Source organism: Arthrobacter sp. V1I9 (assembly GCF_030817075.1).
Lineage (GTDB): Bacteria > Actinomycetota > Actinomycetes > Actinomycetales > Micrococcaceae > Arthrobacter.
The window spans coordinates 3,129,232-3,145,066 of record NZ_JAUSYU010000001.1; the positions used below are offsets into that span (position 1 = coordinate 3,129,232).

Consider the following 15,835-nt stretch of genomic DNA (forward strand, 5'->3'; position numbering starts at 1 on the left):
CATGGGGAACAGCGGAAAGTTTGCGGTGATCGCCGGCATTGTGGCTGCGGGGCTGCTGGTCCTGACGGGCATGACGCTGGCGGAGCCAGTGTTCATCGCCTTCCTCGGCGTCCTCGGTCTCGCCTGCCTCGCCTGCCTTATGGAGATACTCCGCCGCCGTCGCTTCTTGATGCTCGCCGTCGCTGGCTTATCCACGAGCCTGGCTCTGGCGGGAGCGATCGCTTTCCTGAGCACCTGGGAACTGGCCTTCGCCGATCAGACCTCGCTGTTCGGCACCCCGCTGCCCACCTCGGATCCGGACAACTACTTCTTCCTTGCGGCGCTCTCCCTGCTGACGGCGCTGGGGACACTGTTCACGGGCGCCCTGTGGCCAGGGCGCCGGCGCAGCGCTCAACAAGCCCGGGCTGCTGGCGTCAGGACCACTCCCCGCGGCGGCACTGCCGCGAGGCAGGGTGCGCAACAGAACGCCGCCCGGCAAGGTGCGGTGAAGCAGCCGGTGCGCCGTCCCGCACCGAGGAAATAGCCCGCCTTAGTGGGACCGCGGCACCTTGAACCTCGTGATCCGCGCATCCTGCCCGTCCAGCTCCGCCCAGGACTTCTCCGTTTCGAGGACGGTGAGCGCGTTGGTGGGGTACCTCGTGGCGGCATCCATGTAGGCGTCATGGTCAGAATCACGGGAGGCAAGGTGCATGGCAAGGTCCTGCACGCCCGGCAAGTGCGCGATCAGCATCAGCGTTGTCACCGTATCCGGCACGTGGTTGACCACCGTGAGCATGCTAAGGGCCGACGCCGCATAGAGTCCGTCCTCGAGTTTGGGCGTAGGCGCCTTGTCCCCCAGTTCAGAACACACCCAAGTGCAGGTCTGGCGGGTCCGCAGGGCACTTGAGCACAGGATGAAGTCCGGAACAACGTTGTGCTTAAGCAGCCAGCGACCGGCAAGCGGCGCCTCCCGATGGCCCCGCTCCTCCAGCGGCCGTTCATGATCCGCCACACCACCAGGCCAGTCGGCCTTGGCATGCCGCATGATCACAAGGCGTCGAAGATGGTGCTGGCTCATGGCCCAAGCCTAATGCCAGCCTCAACCCCAGCCGCAGGGGCTAATGCCTGGAGAGGGCCAAGTAGACGGGTGCCGCCCCTAAGGCGTCAAACAGTAAAGGTTAGATCGAGTATTCCGGAGCGGCCCAGACAACAACCTCCGGGTGCTCGTAGAACCGGTAGCCCTGGCCGCGGACGGTGCGCACGGTGTTGGCGAGGCGGCCGAGCTTGGAGCGGAGGCGGCGGATGTGGACATCGATGGTGCGCTCGTTGGGTACTTCTTCGGCGTTCCGCCACAGGCCTTCGAGCAGTTCGTCCCGGCCCACGGTGCGGGTGCCGTTTTCCACCAGGTAGTTCAGGAGCTCGAACTCCTTGAACGTCAGGTTCAGGGATTCACCATCAAGGTGCACTTCGCGACGGGCGAGGTCGATCAGGACACCCGAGGGACGCGGTTCCTGGGGCTGCTGCGGCCGGGGGGTTTCTGTGCGCTGACGGGTGTTGACCGTAGGGTCACCGAAAGTCGAGCGGACGACGTCGAGGGCCGAGCCGGGGGTGCCGGCCGGGGCGACGGCGACAGCGGCGTAGCTCTCGGCTCCGGTTACCAGGGACTGGGCGTAGGCGCGGATTTCCTGGGCGAGCTTGGCGATGGAAGTACCTGCGGCTGCCGCGGTTTCCTCATCGATTCCCATGTACAGAACGAATCCACGCGCAACGTTGTCGTTGGCCACGGGGCGGACCGGGTTCGGCCCGGCCACTACAGGGGTTGGAGCGGTGACCGGCGCGGACTCCGACGGCGGGACGGCGCGGAGCTGGCCGTAGGAGTTGGGGTTGTAGGCCTGGGGGCCGTATCCCGGGCCAGGGAAGCTGCTTCCCGAAGTTGCGGGAGCGAGCGACGTGCGCGGTCCGAAGCCGGGGCGGAGGCCGGACGGCTGGCCACCCTTGGCGGCGTTACGGACAGAAATGTGGACGTATCCGGATGCAACTGACATGGAATGCTTACCTCAATGTGAATGGCCGTCATCGCGGCTCGAATGCTGGGTTCCCCGCAATGGATTGGGGAGGGACGCCCGACGCTGGGCTGGGGGGCGTATGCCTACGAACTTCAAGGGGTGGGAAGATCAGGCGTACATTCGACAACAGCGCATGTCGGCAGCAGCTGATGTGCTGGGCCAATAGTCTGCGGCTGCAGGTGCTGTTGAGTTCTTGTTCACAATGGAAGTGTGCAGCGTAACAATGCTAACTTGCAAGTAACAATGGACGCCTTGGTCCGCATATTGAGACAAAAGCGCTTAATGTGCTGCAGATCACGATTCTGACGAATGGTCAGATTACTGATCATTTCCCCGGTTTTCTGTCCAGCGGGCTGCCGACGGTGAACAAAATTCGGGCCTGCCCTTGTCAACGAGCTTTTTCTTCAGATGCACCGGGAATGCCGGAATCGCCCAGCCGTGCGGGGCCTCCTGTCCAGCGGCACGGGCTTTGGACAGTGAAAATGCCTCGTCCTCCGCCTCAGGAACAACGAGCTCGCGAGGCGCGGGAACCCATAGCCGCGGCTCACCGATCGATCGCCCCCAGCCCTCCCGCCCGGGCGGATGCCCCATCCGCGCCCCGGTGGTCGACGACGAGTCAACCCTTTCCGAGCTGATGAGCATGGGCCTGCGAATGGCCGGCTCATCAGTGGCGGTGGCTGCGGAGGGCCCTGAGGCCGTAAAGCTGGCCAAGGACTTCCGCCCGAACGTCCTGGTTCTTGACGTGATGCTCCCGGGGTTCGACGGCGCAAAGTCGCTGGCCCGTATGCAGAGCCAGTCGGAGCGGATGACCGCTTCGGTAGAAGATCTGCTCCTGCTGGCCCGGCTCGATGAGGGCCAGCCTCTCAAGCTCAGCGAGGTGGACCTCTCGTAGCTGGTGATCGAAAGCGTCAGAGACGAAAAGGTGATGGCGCCCGGGTACAACTGGCAGCTGCAGCGTCCGGACGAGCCCGTTGTGGTCAACGGCGAGGGTAACGGTGACGTCACAGCCGCGGCGCACGGGCTTGCCTTGGCAGTGCCGTTCCTGCGAGCCTTTCGGCAAGGCGACGCGCCGCCGTCGTGATCTCTGTTACCAAAATGTGACTTGTGCTTTGAATTCCTGTACCGTCGATTAGGTACGGTTCCCGTTCGGGCCGTATATCCGGATGACGCCAAGCTCTGCCACTTCCCGGATTCCTCTTGAACCAAGGCAGAGGCGGGGGACCCACCGTCCCGGGCACTGATTGCCCTTGGGGTTAAGCCAGCACGTGATCTTTCCGTCTGGCCGGATGCCCTCATCCGAACCCGACAGCTAACTCCGCAGGTGTGAGAGGCGATTCATCATGTTCAAGTTCCTGGCACAGCCACGCCCGAAAAACGAGTCTGCACCGCAGGCCGCACCGGAAACCGGCAAAATCCCTTCCTTCGGCAAGCGCGCCGCCGTGGTGGCCGCGTCATGCGCACTCCTCATCGGGGTGGGCGCTGCAGGGCAGGCTACGGAAACCAGCATCCGCGTAGCAGCCACCGAGACGCAGGCCGCCGAGGCGCAAGCCAGCCTCAGCATCGAGAAGAGCGAGATCACGGCGAATCCCGCGCCGGAGTCTGCTGCTCCAGCCCTGCCGGAAATCAACGTGGTTCCGCAGGCGGCCGAGCCCGCACCGGCTCCGAAAGCCGCACCGGCACCCGCTCCCAAGCCTGCACCGGCACCAAAACCTGCACCGAAGCGTGCACCGGCGCCCAAGCCTGCCCCCGTCGTCGCGGTCAATGATCCCGCCGGCGCCCAGGCTTATGCGGCCAGCAAGCTGGGAAGCTACGGTTGGGCTCCTGACCAGATGCAGTGCCTGAAGACACTGTGGACCAAGGAATCGGACTGGACCACCACGGCCACCAACCCGAGCAGCGGCGCCTACGGCATCGTCCAGTCCCTGCCGGCCGAGAAGATGGCCAGCGCCGGCGCGGACTACCGCACCAACTACCGCACCCAGATCAACTGGGGCCTGGACTACATCCAGGAGCGCTACCAGTCCCCGTGTGGTGCGCTGAACTTTCACCTGTCGAACAACTGGTACTAAGCACACCGGTTCCACAGGACACATCAGCCGGCGCGGCCCGCACCTTCTCGAGGGGCGGGCCGCCCGGCGTATGTGAACCATGACCGACCTCAAAGCCGGAAAAATGACCCGCCCGTCGCAGTAAGTCAGGCGCCGCGGCCGGGGATGTACTGGACGGCCCACCTGTTGCCGTCGGGATCTGCGAAGTACACAAAGTGGCCCCAGTCCTGTATGTCGACGTCACTGACGTCTACCCCGTTGTTTTTCAGATGCTGGTGCGCGGCAGAGATGTCGTTTACCACGAGCTGGAGGTTGGAGCCGGTGCCCGGAGGTGCGTCCGTAAGCCCCTCCCCGATGCAGATCGAGCAGGCCGAGCCCGGCGGCGTCAGCTGGACAAAGCGGATCGAATCCGTGGGCCGCTCATCAAAGTCGGCATTGAACCCTACCTTGTTGACGTAGAAATCCTTGGCGCGGTCCACGTCTGACACAGGGACATACACAAGTTCCAGTTTCCAGTCCATCCGCACAGGCTAGCGACGCGGCGCGGAATGCAAAAGGCTTGAGGACTACCCCGCGATGCCGTAAAGGCGGTCGCCCGCGTCCCCAAGTCCGGGGACGATGTATGACTTCTCGTTGAGCTTTTCGTCGATTGAAGCCAGGACGATGGTTACGTTGGCGTCCGCGAGTTCCTCCTCAAGCTTCGCCAGGCCTTCCGGGGCGGCGAGGAGGCAGATGCAGGTTACGTCCGAAGCGCCGCGCTTGAAGAGGAACTTGATGGCTTCGCGCAAGGTTCCGCCGGTGGCGAGCATGGGGTCCAGGACAAAGATCTGACGGTCCGTGAGGTTCTCGGGGAGGCGCTCGGCGTAGGTGATGATGTCCAGGGTCTCCTCGTCCCGGGCCATGCCCAGGAAGCCGACCTCTGCGGTGGGAACGAGTTTGGTCATGCCCTCGAGCATGCCCAAGCCGGCGCGCAGGATAGGGACCACCAGCGGCGTGGGCTTGGTGAATGCGGTGCCCACGGTGGTGCTGACCGGCGTTTCGATGGTGACAGGCTCGGTGCGCACCTCGCGGGTGGCCTCGTAGGCAAGGAGTGTCACCAGCTCCTCCGTCAGCTGCCGGAAGACCGGAGACGGGGTGTTCTTGTCCCGCAGGACCGTGAGCTTATGAGCGACCAGCGGGTGGTCCACAACGAGAGTGCGCATGGGTCAAAACTATCACCCGGCTGCCCGTGCCCTTCCGCTGTCAGCCTCCCGCACCAGTCCGCGAGGAACCCCCGTCGCGCCCTTCCGGACTGCCGGCGTCGTTGCTCTGGGAGGTCCCCGCGCTGCCCCGGAGCTGCTCCGGGCTGTGGTCCTCCCGAAGGACGGGATGCTCGAAGGTGGGGGCGGGGCCGGCATGCTCCCGCTTCCGCATCAGATGGAAGAGCCTGTGGGCAAGGATCACCATGCACACCCAGGCCAGGCCCAGGAACCACCCGGCCATGACGTCCGTCATCCAGTGATGCCCCAGGAAAACCCGGCTCAGGCCCATGGCGATGATGAATATGACGCCGGCGGTGATGGCAGTGATCCTGGCCCAGAGCATCTGGAACTGGAGGCACATGAGGTACACCAGGACGCCGATCACCACTGTTGTATTCAGGGTGTGGCCGCTGGGAAAAGACGGTGAGGTCTCGAAGGGGGGGACTGCTTCGGAGTGGTCCGGCCGGGTCCGGCCCACCAGGCCCTTGCCCAGGGTAGTGGCCGTGGTGGAAACGAGTGACGCGCCGCCCACCAGGACGATGGGCCGCCAGGTTCGGCTCAGGAGCGTCAGCCATGCCGTCAGGACGCCCGCGACGATGGGCATGCCGATGCCGCCGCCCACGTTGGTGAAGCCGGTGGCGAACGCGCTGGCCTCGGGGTTCCGCAGTGATTGGGAATATTCAAGCGCAGGAATATCAAGGCTCGCCAGTCCCTCCTCGTCCACGACGTCCGAGTAGACCTCGGCTCCGAGCAGGGCCATGGCGAGCACCAGCGCACCGCCGATGATCATGGTCAGCCACAGGACGGCATAGGGCTTGATCCACTTGTCCACGCGGTCTCGGACTGTGCTCATTGTGCCTCCCGGCGGTGTACGTCACGGGCCCTGGGTATCCTTCGAAACTATCATTGAGCCATGGTCTCCGCTGAAAATAAACATGACGCCTGGATGGGCCTTGCCCTGGCGGAGGCCCGCCGTGCCCTTGCTACGGAGGACGTACCGATAGGCGCTGTGGTGATAGGGCCCGACGGCGGTGTGCTGGGTTCGGGACGAAACCAGCGCGAGGAGCTGGGGGACCCCACCGCCCATGCTGAGGTGGTTGCCATCCGCGAGGCTGCGGCCCGGCTGCGCGGGCTGTCGATGGCCGGCGGCGGCAGCGGGGACGGGTGGCGGCTGGCCGACTGCACGCTGGTGGTGACGCTGGAGCCCTGCGCCATGTGTGCTGGGGCGATTGTCCTGGCGCGGATTCCCCGGGTTGTTTTTGGGGCCTGGGACGAAAAGGCCGGAGCTGCGGGATCGGTGTTCGACGTGTTGCGGGAGCGGCGGCTTAATCATTGGGTTGAGGTTTACGCAGGGGTTCGCGAAGACGAATGCGGCGGGTTATTGCGTGACTTCTTTGTGGGGCACCGCACGCGGTTGTAGCCGCTTTCGCCTGCTTGTGCCCCGGCCTGGCGTTTAGCCGCCGAGAATATCCAACACGTTCGCGGCCGTCTTGTCCCAGCCGGGCAACCGGTCCTTCGTGTCCAGCGCCGTGGCGCGCCAAGTCTCCCTGGTTTCACTGTCCAGCAGCCAGCGCCGTAGGACTTGGGCCAGCACGGCGGGGTTTCCCGGATCATCAGTTCCCGGAAATTGCACGGCCGCGCCGGGGAAGCGGATACTTCCGCCCTCTCCCGGGGCAGCAAAGGTGAGGGCTTCCACAGCACCTGTTCCTGCGCGGACAACTGCCGGGAGGCCGTGCGCCAGCGATTCCGTGACCACCATGCCGAAAGCCTCCGCGCGGGAAACCAGGACGCTCAGGTTTGCACGGTTCCACTCGCTTTCGAGCGCCTGGCCTTTCAGCTCTCCGGCCAGCCCTACCCGGTTTTCCAGCCCGTTCGCCGCAACCGCGGCCTGCACCAGGCGCGCATACCCAGGGTCGGCGGTGTCCGATCCAACCAGCGCTGCCGTCCACTCGAGGTCCTTGATCTTCGCCAGGGCTTCAACGGTCAGCAACTGGTCCTTGTTGGGCAGGAGCGCGGCCACGGTGAGGATGTGCGGCGGGACGGAGCCGTCAGCAACGGGCGCGGGGTCGGTCCCGGGAAGTGCGACGCGCAATCCCCGTAAACCGTGGCGTCTTTCCAGGACACCGGCCGCCCAACTGCTGGTGCAGACTATTCCCGATGCCGATCGTAAGGCCCGTGCCTCCCACCCGTGATGCGCGGGCGCCGGCATGTGCACCAGCACCCAGGTCTCCCGCCGGGCTTTGGCGGCGAACTCCAATTCGTCGGGGGCTCCCATGGCGATAAGTCCGTCGACTACCGTCACGACGGACTTGATCGGGGCTTCAGGTGCCCAAGCGCCCAGCAAGCTGCCCAGCCGCCGTCGTTCTTTCGCAGTGGAGTCCGGCCAGGAACCCTCGACCGCCAGCACCTCCACCTCGACACCCAAGGTTTTCAGACCTTGGACCAGGCGGGCATTGTAAACATTGCCCCCGGAGTTGTGGCGGATGTTGGCTGGTACGAGGAGCCGGAGGGGGCGCATTGGGATCAGGCGGTGAGGTCCAGCGAGTAGGTGGCCCAGGCGTCGGGGTTCTCGCGCAAGGTGACGTCGATCCCGGCAAGCTGGCCGCCGTCGTCGTCCTTCTTCAGCTTTTCCCACACTGACCGGGCAATGTACTCCGCCAGCGCCTCGGTGGTGGTGAGCTTGCCTTCGAAATCCGGGTGCTCGTCCAGGTTGCGGTAATTGAGGCCAGCCAGCACCTCCTCGATGATGGTTCCCGCGGCGCCGATGTCCAGCACTATGGCGTCATTGTTGAGCGTCCGACGGCGAAAGGTCACCTCAGCGACAAACGTTGCCCCGTGCAGGGCCTGGGCGGGGCCGAAGGCCTCCCGCGGGAGGCTGTGGGCGATCATAAAGTGGCGGCGGACGGTCAGGCTGAACATGGCTACCTCTGGTCTTCGCGGGTTGGGTCCTGGAGATTTCGGTCTTGGGGGTATTCGATGACGTGGCATAACGCATCCAGGGAGCCGTTAGCCAGTCCCTGGACCGTTTCGGGCAGCTCCGAGAACGGTGACGCTCCGGTGATGAAGGCATCGAACACCGGATCCGTCAGGAGTGAGACTGCCAGGTCCAGGCGGTCGGCGTTGGTCCTGCGGTGGCGCCGGGCCCGTGCTACTACCCCTACCTGGCTTGCCCTGATGGACAGCCGGCGCGCGTGGAAGTCCTCTCCCAGTGGGAGCGTAACCTCCCTGTTGGCATACCAGGACATCTCAATGACGTCGCCCTCATCGCCCGCCAACTGGAGGCTGCGCTCAAGCCCCTCCTGGGACGCGGAGCAGTGAAACACAACGTCGCAGTCCTCAAGGGCGTCATCCGGGTGGGCAAATTCGACTCCCAGCGTGGCTGCCAACTGTCGCCGGCCGGGATCCAGGTCTACGAGCTGGAGCCGCTGCAGGGGAAAGGTCCTCAACAGGGTGGCGACCATGCCGCCCACCAGGCCGGCACCCACCACCGCCACCCGGTCCCCCAGCCTCGGCCCGGCCTCCCACAGGGCATTGATAGCTGTTTCCACAGTTCCGGTCAGCACCGCACGGCGGGAGGGAACGCCGTCGGGGATTTTGGTGAGGGCATCAAGGGGAACAACGTACCGGTCCTGGTGCGGGTTCAGGCAGAACACCCGCTGGCCTATCCACCCGGCCGGCCCAGCTTCGACAACCCCGACGGACAGGTAGCCGAACTTCACGGGCCCCGGAAACTGGCCTTCCTGATGCGGAGCGGCCATTTCCTTGGCCACGCGGGGCGGGACCGAGCCATGGTGGACCACCATCTCGGTGCCCTTGCTGATGCCGGAGTAAAGGGCGCGGACAAGCGCTTGGCCGGGGCCTGGCGCGGGCAGCTCCTCCGGCCGGAGCTCACCGTGCTCCTTGGCTGTAGTCCAATAGGCGGTCGCGTGGATCGGCGGACGTGAAGTAGTCATCTTGCTGATGAATCTAGCGGGCTGCGTGCGCTGGGGAAAGTTTCGACGGCGCTTATGCCCGGGTTGCGTGACCCAGCGACAGCAGTCTCAACCGCTTCCTCCGCCTGCACCGCGGCCACATTCGTTCCCACAAAACCGACATCGCCGGGGGCCTGAGAGCTGGCCCGTTTTGGGAATGGACGCCATACTCCGGTACCCTAGTCAGGTTGGTGACGTGTCCGAGCGGCCGAAGGTGCAACACTCGAAATGTTGTTTGGTGTAAAAGCCAACGTGGGTTCAAATCCCACCGTCACCGCCAGTGAGAAAGGCCCTGCTTTCCTTTGTAACAAAGGGAAGCAGGGCCTTTCGCTTTACCTTGAGGGCACGAGCGGTAACGCAGCGGCCACAGATTGCCGGTGCTCTCCGCCGGCATCAGCGAGGAGCAAATCGTAGTTTGCAATCGACTTGCTCGAAGCGGTCTTGAGATTCACCGCCAGCGACGGCAATCGATGGCTGGGAAAACTCACGCCCATCGAATATGAAACAATAAACCGGACCGCGCTCACAGCGGCCTAAGACCCCGAGTCAACAAAAGCCGGGGCAGTCCCAATGAGATCAGGCGCGCATCTGGTTGACGCAGCTGCCAACGGCTACACGTTGAGTGCACCGGGCTCAGAAACGGTCAGCAGCGGAACAGAGTCGATTGAGGCTTGCGCGATAGTTTCCCCATGGAATTATCACCGCCCACTCACAGGAGATGGCAGTGCACCAGACTGCCGCATGTGCAGCTAGATGGCGTCCGTAGGATTGGCGCCATGAATAATGAGCGACAGAGCTTTGAATCTATCCGAGAGGACATCATCGCCGTGGTTGCAGATCTCCGCGCTGTCGCCCGGACAGAGCACGACGAGCGGCGGACCCATACTGCCGACTGGTTGGGCGGGCTGTTCGCCGACGTCATAGATGCGAACAGTCTTCGAGAGGCGGCCGCAGAGGCTCTCACCTTGTACGGCGGGGCGGGGTCCTTTTGCGGACGTTGGAAGCGCCGATTCGGCCCGCGTTGTAGACAAGCTGGCCGACACTCTGGAGCGAGGGCGTTCCTGGTCCCCGACAAAGTTTTGAGAGGCTGACGCAACATAAGAGTGGACATCCGGGACTTCGTTGGACCAGTCACGCTCCAGCCGGCCGCAGGACCTGTCCTGGTTGGTCTGCTGGCAGGATTCCTGTCTGATTACTTCCAGCCCGTGCAGCGCTTCAGCACTGCGCGCTCAGCAGTCCGCTAGGTTTGGGGTCGGGGGCTTGGACAATGGCTCAACTGGGCCCCTCCAGCGGCCTCAGGGCGACTGTCTGGTGATCTGAATAGGGGATTCAATGACGATTTCGAATGTCGGCTCGGGCAAGACTGCCAAGAGACCGACGCTGAAGTGGTATTGGAGCTTGCTCGGATTCGGACTTCTGGGTTATGGCGCTTTCGTTCTGTTGCTTCCGGTGTGGGACTCGATTGGTGTTGAGAGCATTCGTTGCGAGATAACGGCGGCGAAACCGAATACGAGTTCTGGCGGTTCACGGGGTTCGGCATCGACTGTGGGGGTTCTGGTTGAGACGTCAAACTGAGGCAGCAACTACGTCTCTCCGGGAGTGACTTTCGATAATCAAGACCAGGTTGCTGCGTCCTTCAAAGCCGGGACTGAATACGAGTTCGACATTGATAGGTTCTCACGAGTGGTGACCAAAGACATCAGGCAAGAGCTTCCATCAGTACAGGGCTATCGCTTAATCAGCCGATGATCACTGAGACCGGAGTGCGCCGCAACATGAGACGCAGGGTCCACATGCTGGTCAATCAGGATGTCGCGTAGATCCACGATGCCCCTCCGGCTCGCGCAGGCAGGCACACTGCTGCGGTAACCGCAACCGCCGTCTTGTCGATGCGCTCTACGGTCAAGCCTTCACCGCCCTAAACGCTTCCCCTGGCGCCCGGAAGTACCACAAGGGCGTCGGGGACTGGCTGTTCGCCCGACCGCTGGAACGGCACCTGGCCGTGCAGGTGATCGCGATCGACCCCTCCGCGGCGTTCAGGAAGGCGTTGCGGATGCTCCCAGCAGGTCAAGGGCCGCCGCGGCCGGGCCCATCGACAAGGCCTGGGCCCACCGCATGCTCCAGCTGGGCGGCGGTGACAACCTCAGCTGCCGCGTGTCATCGAGGATCGAAGCGCTGTCCTTCGGCCTTGGACGGCATCAACGCCAAAATGAAAACAACCAGACCGCCAACAAAGGGAACAAGCCCAAGGAACGCAAAGGGACCTGCCAGGTTTGCATCATGCAGACGCCGCCAGAGCAGCGACAGCTGAGGCACCAAGAGCGCCAAACCCAGAACAACGACAAGAATGAGACCAACCACCATCAGACCGCCAGTAGGCGCGTTCACAACCCCAGGAGCGCCCTCATAGAACACTTCCTGCCCCGTGGCCGGATCGAAACCCATTGACTGCACAATAGGGTTCTGCTGAGCCCAGACAGTGCTGGCCACGATCCCCACCGTCATGGCGATGTACGGCACCACCATCACCAGGAAAACAAAAAGCTGACTCCACCAGAACTCACTCCGCGAGGCGCGACCCGCGAACTTCGCATACTTTGCAAAGAACCGCTTCACCGACGGACCAAACGACGCACCATAAAGAGGCGCACCCAGCCCACCTGAATTTGAAACCTCCGCAACGCCTCCACCTACACCATCAACAGTCCTCAAATCCATCTATCTTCATCTCCTTCCACGAAACCATTTAATTGACAAACAAAAATTTCCCAGACAACATTCGTCTCCGTCACAACAAGCCAATCGAGAGATTGATATCACTATCCTGAAACTCGCCAGCCGGGAAAAAGCCCGTCCAACCAGAATTGATTGCGCGATTACCCACTGGGCCGCGGCGCTGTCTACCACAATGGTAGTTCGGAGGACATACGTCCCTACACGCGACCCTTTCCACATGTGATACGCATCAGCTTTCCTCCCTGTCCCCAGATGCCAGAAGAACTACCAGACAAGGAAGCATCGCGATCTGCATCGGAAGCCCATTCCCGCTCCGGTTAAACATCCCCGTCATAGCCCACGGAACACTTAAGAAAACGAAAACAGCGAGCCCGACGCAGGCTACCAATGCAGCCACAGAAAGGGAACTCACGTCGCAGTGCTCACCCGCCTCAGCTGGTCCGCCACCGAGTCCACCAAACCCGTGGCCGTGTACGTGCGGGTGGTGCCTCAACTGCCCCACTCGCACTACCGCGGCTCAGAGACTCAGTGGTAGTTTGTCGCCACGATCAAGAAACTTCGATCACGAAGCACATCCGACCATCACTTCACCAACCGATAGTCTCGCACTAAATAGCCCTGCCTCAAGACGTCCTCCATACCAGTCGTGAAAACCAACCAGTATCAAATTCATATTCACGTCCGGCCTCAAAAGAAGCAGCAATCTCTTCTCGGTTATCGGGAAGATGTGTGGTCCTACCCGAACTTCAGATCCAGGACCGCATCCCCAACGGCCCACTGAAGTCCTGGGTCCGGCCCCCGATAGTGGAAAAACCCCAGTAAGGCAATCCTCGCGACTTCAAGGTCGACCACAACACCGCTGGGGGCAAATGCAGGACCCGAAGGAATGTGAATCTCAGACTCTTTTTCTCCTCCCAATAAACCCAATACCCGCCACTCGCTTTCCTCCTGAAAATTAGCGGTGCAATGCACGATGAAACCCGTCACCGGACTTCCCACGGCCTCGAAAAGCCCACCGTTACGCTCTACAAAAAACCGACCCGACGTGGCGCTGTCCCAAGACGAAAGCGCCGCGATAGAAGTGGCCCTCGCCCGCTCCGTAGGCGGAACCACAACGCCATTGACAACCCAAACGTCAGGGACAACTTTCCGCTTGCTATCACGTATTCCTAAGCGAATGACATTACCGACCATCACACCAATTGCGCTCGCGGGAACCAACACCGGCCAGAGCTTAGACCACGGCACGGGTGATTGAGAAAGAAGGAAGCCTTCCGCTACGACAACGAGCACCAGAACGATCGTCACCCAACTTTCGCGGAGGAAACCCCGAATTAGACCTCCACCAAGAATGCCGGCAGCAAGTAGCATCCCGATCTCCACACCATTGGAGCCCCCGGTTAATGAGAAAGTGGATAAATATATACCTACCGCAAAAGCTAGTGCGATTGCCCAAATGGACCAAGCGGCTCGGAAGAAACGAAAAACCGACGAAGAATCCAGCATATCTGTCAAAACCTCAATCACCCGTAACTAATAATCTCATTCGCAGGCCTTCAGTTCGCCATTGGCGAGAGGGCTGAGCCCTGTGGGGTCCCTGCTGTTCAGGTTGTTGCCGACATAGACTGACGGGTTCCCACCCCGCGCCGAGGACGGGAGCCGAAGGATCAAGCCGAGAGGAAAAAACGGCTGGCCGGGTCGTCTGTCCGGGAACCGAGCCACTCAAAGCACGCGATAACCACGTCGCCGATATCGGTCAGCGTAATCCCTGCAGTCAACACACCCGCAAGACCAGCCACGGCACCCGCAATCGCAACGCTTCCAGGCGCCGGATCGGGAACAGCCGACGCAGTCGGGCGGGCGGGACTACCCAAGGCTCCCCGGTTGAAGGGTTCTTCCACTCACGGCCTTTCATAATCAACTGTGGCTTCCGCTTAATCGTGCCCAACTGTAGCTCAGTCCCTTTGGTGGAAAAACAACCGCGCATAATCAGCCAGCAAAAAAACCGCCAGCCTCCAGAATGGATCTGGCAAACGTCCATTGTCCAACCACGCACCTAAGATCATCACCGGAGCGAGAATATAATACGCGATTCGTGACCCTTTTCCCATGTGATGCGAATCCGGATTGGCTCCTGAACGCCACAGCAGAAATAGCATAATCAGCGCGGGAAGCATCGCAACCGGCATGGGAATGCCGGTCCCACTCCGATTAAACTTCCCATCGTAAGCCATTCGAGTATCAATCGGAACGCTCATGAAGACGAAGACTGCTATTCCCACACAAACCAAAAATGCAAAAACACACAGATGCGTCTTCAGCCTCACCGCGCGCTTACCCAGGCGCAGGTCTTCCTCAGTCAGACCTCCGGGACCTTCTGCTTTGGAATCAGGATGCCTATTTTCGTCTACCATGGTTGCGTCCCCGTGACTCTTTCAAAGACTTGCTCTCCTACAAATTTACCGCTCTGTACGATAGCTCTGACATGGGCCCCACCGTACGCCGCGAAGGAGTGCGTCATCCATCCTGGATTTGAATCGGGGTTGGATGCTCGGGGAAGTGTGTAGCGATCCCGCCCCCGACGCCGTCAAATATCATTTCACCTAATTGATATGTTTCTCCGTTCGCACTGCTACGACGGAGAAATATACCCCCTACGACGAGATAGCTTATAGCCAGGCCTCGCCGTAGTACGATCTCGTGCGATGCCTTAACTTGAAACTAACTTTTGTGGCAGAGCGGGCTTGAACATATAGAAAATGGTGTAGTCGAAGAAGACTAATCCAGCCAGTTTCCAATACCATTTCGTTCGTGATCTAGGGGCTTTTCGATTCTCGGCCCCGCCATTTACGTCACTATCGGTATAGGTCATCCGTCTCCATCCAAGCATTACCCCTGAGTGACGCCGTGTACCGAAGGTTTGGGGACCAGCACCCGGCCCGGGGAAACCGATAAGACCACCGGTACGCGGCAGGCTGGCCGTGATTCTCTATCGGCGTTGCGATAGCGCAGCAGCCGGAAAATCGGGCCCTAATCCATAGTCAGACGTGTAGCCCCAGCGTCGCTTCCAGTCTCCCACTCGGGTCCGAGGGACAGTGCCTCAGGGTTGCGGAAAAATTCGGCCAGCGCCGACTCGACCGCAGCCATGTCATGCACTAACCGCGGAGGCATAAGGGCTTTCACTTCTCCCATGGGGACTTCCACCGATGCATCCCCTGCACCCGCAGATCGCGCCAGCACTGCCCAGGACCCCTCATTTCTCGCATCAGCATTTCGGTGACAGAGCATTCCCAGCCCTGGGTCTCCGGCCACTTCAAAACGTGCCGAACCACGTCTTACGGTGAGGCGCCCGTGCTTTTTACCGTCTAAGGAACGCAGCGCAGCATCAGCCGCCAGCCGGGCCTCAGCCGCATTCCGGAACCCCTGTTCATCTACCGCCCACGGGGCTTCCGTCTCTACTGTGCGGTTCGCGACAAAGCGGCCCCATGCCACGCCTACAGATGTACCTGCTAGGAATCCTCCAAACCAGGCATAGCCGGCCGTTCCCAGTGCGAACCATGCTGCAATGAACAACACGAGTACGACGGACCCTATCCACCGCCGCGGTACGCCGAAACGCACCAGCACGGCTCCTGCGAGCAAGCCTGCAATCATGACTCCGGCCTCGAGCAGTACCTGCTCGGTTGGCACGAACACCATGATTGATATTGTGCCCATCAATACCAGGCCGCTGAAGATCAGCGCACCTATCCACGGACGCCGGCGATTATTCCCCATCATTCCCATCTTCCATG

15 protein-coding genes, 1 tRNA gene, 1 pseudogene and 1 riboswitch are annotated in these 15,835 nt (G+C 61.8%); of the genes and pseudogenes, 5 read left to right on the top strand and 12 right to left on the bottom strand.

Annotated features, from left to right (window positions below):
- The first annotated feature begins 1 nt into the window (after nt 1).
- Nucleotides 2-523 carry a hypothetical protein gene (locus QFZ70_RS14565; RefSeq protein WP_307096620.1) on the top strand — a complete coding sequence of 174 codons (522 nt, stop codon included), beginning with the start codon at nt 2-4 and terminating at the stop codon, nt 521-523.
- A gap of 6 nt (nt 524-529) precedes the next feature.
- Here QFZ70_RS14565 and QFZ70_RS14570 read toward each other — a convergent pair whose 3' ends face one another.
- Together QFZ70_RS14570 and QFZ70_RS14575 are read right to left on the bottom strand one after the other, a co-directional pair.
- Nucleotides 530-1,057 (bottom strand): histidine phosphatase family protein, encoded by a 528-nt coding sequence (locus tag QFZ70_RS14570; protein ID WP_307096621.1) that lies wholly within the window; start codon nt 1,055-1,057, stop codon nt 530-532.
- Between the two features lie 100 nt (nt 1,058-1,157).
- Nucleotides 1,158-2,024, bottom strand: a complete 867-nt coding sequence (locus QFZ70_RS14575) for a winged helix-turn-helix domain-containing protein (protein WP_307096622.1) — start codon at nt 2,022-2,024, stop codon at nt 1,158-1,160.
- A 622-nt stretch (nt 2,025-2,646) separates the two neighbouring features.
- On the opposite strand from QFZ70_RS14575, the pseudogene QFZ70_RS14580 reads away from it, so the two are divergent.
- Nucleotides 2,647-3,033: pseudogene (locus tag QFZ70_RS14580) on the top strand (response regulator); the annotation flags it as partial.
- 186 nt (nt 3,034-3,219) lie between these two features.
- Nucleotides 3,220-3,380, top strand: a riboswitch (cyclic di-AMP (ydaO/yuaA leader).
- Between the two features lie 5 nt (nt 3,381-3,385).
- Nucleotides 3,386-4,114, top strand: coding sequence for a hypothetical protein (locus QFZ70_RS14585; protein ID WP_307096623.1), 729 nt, complete (start codon nt 3,386-3,388; stop codon nt 4,112-4,114).
- 125 nt (nt 4,115-4,239) lie between these two features.
- On the opposite strand, the gene QFZ70_RS14590 is transcribed toward QFZ70_RS14585, so the two are convergent.
- The 3 genes from QFZ70_RS14590 to QFZ70_RS14600 are packed head-to-tail and all read right to left on the bottom strand — an operon-like array spanning nt 4,240 to nt 6,187.
- A complete protein-coding gene (locus QFZ70_RS14590) occupies nt 4,240-4,614 on the bottom strand; it encodes a glyoxalase superfamily protein (RefSeq protein WP_307096626.1) in 375 nt (124 codons plus the stop codon).
- Between the two features lie 45 nt (nt 4,615-4,659).
- Nucleotides 4,660-5,295: a uracil phosphoribosyltransferase gene (upp, locus tag QFZ70_RS14595; RefSeq protein WP_104043130.1), complete on the bottom strand. Its 636-nt coding sequence runs from the start codon at nt 5,293-5,295 to the stop codon at nt 4,660-4,662.
- 40 nt (nt 5,296-5,335) lie between these two features.
- Nucleotides 5,336-6,187 (bottom strand): phosphatase PAP2 family protein, encoded by an 852-nt coding sequence (locus QFZ70_RS14600; protein ID WP_307096627.1) that lies wholly within the window; start codon nt 6,185-6,187, stop codon nt 5,336-5,338.
- Nucleotides 6,188-6,247: 60 nt separating this feature from the next.
- On the opposite strand from QFZ70_RS14600, the gene QFZ70_RS14605 reads away from it, so the two are divergent.
- Nucleotides 6,248-6,754, top strand: coding sequence for a nucleoside deaminase (locus QFZ70_RS14605; protein WP_307096630.1), 507 nt, complete (start codon nt 6,248-6,250; stop codon nt 6,752-6,754).
- A gap of 33 nt (nt 6,755-6,787) precedes the next feature.
- On the opposite strand, the gene QFZ70_RS14610 is transcribed toward QFZ70_RS14605, so the two are convergent.
- Genes QFZ70_RS14610 through QFZ70_RS14620 form a run of 3 tightly spaced genes read right to left on the bottom strand, consistent with a single transcriptional unit; the run spans nt 6,788 to nt 9,287 of the window.
- The gene (locus QFZ70_RS14610; protein WP_307096632.1) at nt 6,788-7,852 is read right to left on the bottom strand and encodes a glycosyltransferase family 4 protein; all 1,065 of its coding nucleotides are present in this window, start codon (nt 7,850-7,852) and stop codon (nt 6,788-6,790) included.
- Nucleotides 7,853-7,857: 5 nt separating this feature from the next.
- Complete coding sequence (locus tag QFZ70_RS14615; RefSeq protein WP_307096635.1) at nt 7,858-8,253, bottom strand: 6-carboxytetrahydropterin synthase; 396 nt, start codon at nt 8,251-8,253, stop codon at nt 7,858-7,860.
- A gap of 2 nt (nt 8,254-8,255) precedes the next feature.
- Nucleotides 8,256-9,287 carry a zinc-binding alcohol dehydrogenase gene (locus tag QFZ70_RS14620; RefSeq protein WP_307096637.1) on the bottom strand — a complete coding sequence of 344 codons (1,032 nt, stop codon included), beginning with the start codon at nt 9,285-9,287 and terminating at the stop codon, nt 8,256-8,258.
- A gap of 208 nt (nt 9,288-9,495) precedes the next feature.
- On the opposite strand from QFZ70_RS14620, the gene QFZ70_RS14625 reads away from it, so the two are divergent.
- A tRNA-Ser gene (locus tag QFZ70_RS14625) sits at nt 9,496-9,585 on the top strand.
- A 1,877-nt stretch (nt 9,586-11,462) separates the two neighbouring features.
- Here QFZ70_RS14625 and QFZ70_RS14630 read toward each other — a convergent pair.
- From QFZ70_RS14630 to QFZ70_RS14645, 4 genes are all read right to left on the bottom strand, one after another.
- Nucleotides 11,463-12,023 carry a DUF805 domain-containing protein gene (locus tag QFZ70_RS14630; protein ID WP_307096638.1) on the bottom strand — a complete coding sequence of 187 codons (561 nt, stop codon included), beginning with the start codon at nt 12,021-12,023 and terminating at the stop codon, nt 11,463-11,465.
- A gap of 753 nt (nt 12,024-12,776) precedes the next feature.
- A complete protein-coding gene (locus QFZ70_RS14635; RefSeq protein ID WP_307096640.1) occupies nt 12,777-13,568 on the bottom strand; it encodes a hypothetical protein in 792 nt (263 codons plus the stop codon).
- 428 nt (nt 13,569-13,996) lie between these two features.
- Nucleotides 13,997-14,455, bottom strand: coding sequence for a hypothetical protein (locus QFZ70_RS14640; RefSeq protein ID WP_307096641.1), 459 nt, complete (start codon nt 14,453-14,455; stop codon nt 13,997-13,999).
- A 616-nt stretch (nt 14,456-15,071) separates the two neighbouring features.
- Entirely contained in the window at nt 15,072-15,821 is a 750-nt protein-coding gene (locus QFZ70_RS14645) for a hypothetical protein (protein ID WP_307096642.1), read from the bottom strand.
- Between the last annotated feature and the right edge of the window lie 14 nt (nt 15,822-15,835).